This is a genomic window from Prevotella phocaeensis (genome assembly GCF_900065875.1).
Classification (GTDB): Bacteria; Bacteroidota; Bacteroidia; order Bacteroidales; family Bacteroidaceae; genus Prevotella; species Prevotella phocaeensis.
In genome coordinates, this window is record NZ_LT160618.1 from 1 (window position 1) to 1,192 (window position 1,192).

1 protein-coding gene and 1 pseudogene are annotated in these 1,192 nt (G+C 54.8%); both read left to right on the forward strand.

Annotated features, from left to right (window positions below; translation table 11 throughout):
* Positions 1-659: pseudogene (locus BN3912_RS01085) on the forward strand (DDE-type integrase/transposase/recombinase); the annotation flags it as partial.
* Between the two features lie 12 nt (positions 660-671).
* On the forward strand, positions 672-758 hold the full coding sequence (locus BN3912_RS12615; RefSeq protein ID WP_449421067.1) for a hypothetical protein: 87 nt from the start codon (positions 672-674) through the stop codon (positions 756-758).
* Positions 759-1,192 lie beyond the last annotated feature (434 nt).

Consider the following 1,192-nt stretch of genomic DNA (forward strand, 5'->3'; position numbering starts at 1 on the left):
CTTTCAAGCGGCAAGAGTATTGACCGGCTTCTGTCCCTCTCCGAGGAGCAGTTGCACGGGCTGTTTGGCTGTGGGGATTCCCGTCGTCGGGAGCCGTCCCCAAGAAGGGCTGAGCTGGAGGCCCTGCTTCCCGGATATGTTTCCCGCCTGACACGCAAGGGGATGAGCGTAAGGAAGCTGTTCAAGGAGTATCCTGACGGTTTGCAGCTGTCTTCCTTCAAGCGGGCCGTCCGTGAGTATAAGTTTCACGTCAAGGTCGTCGGCCATGTCGGGCACTATGCCGCAGACCAGATGTACGTTGACTTTGCCGGTGACAGGCTTGAAGTAGTTGATGAGATGACCGGCCAGACAAAAAAGGCCGAAGTCTTTGTTGCCATCCTTCTGTTCAGTCATTACACCTACTGTGAGGCCGTATGGTCGCAACGCAAGGAAGACCTGATCAAGGGATGCGAGGATGCCATGCTGTATTTTGAAGGGGCTCCGGCGGCAATAGTCCCCGACAATCTGAAAGCGGCCGTCACACGAAGCGACCGCAACGAGCCCGTCATCAATGACGATTTCACTGCCTTTGCCGAACATTACGGCTGTGCGGTCTATCCTGCCCGTGTACGCCACCCCAAGGACAAGGCCTTGGTTGAAAACGCGTGACGATTCTCTACGATGCCGACACAGTGGAAATCTACTGTGGCATGAACCTTGTCGCTGCCCATGACCGCAGTGATGTTGCCTACGCTTATTCATACGCCAGTTCGGGATAAGTATTTCTAAAATCAGCAGTGTTTTAATGTTTGATGGCACAAGGTGGAACGTCCCGGCAAATGGCGGCGGCCTTGCAGAAGCCCGGGCAAACGCCACGGCTTGATTGCCAAGGCGGAACGTGAAGAATCACGCCCTACGGCTCACGCCCCGCCATTTCCCGATAGACGCAAATCAGCTTTTAGAGAAAAACTTATCCCGAACTGGCTTATTCATGGAAAAAGGAGCACAACCTTCCGGGACTCTACGGCCCTTATGACAAGGATTTGGCGGAACTCTTCCGGCGTGCCTCGGAAATGGACAACATCGTATTGAACTATCTTCGGGAAGTGGAGCGGCTCTTGCAGTATCCTCCAAAGGCATTCAGAGCCTGCCGGGGCATACCTTTCCATGCTCCTTGCGCGCGAATGGGACTACCGTGCCCAAGCCGCCATAG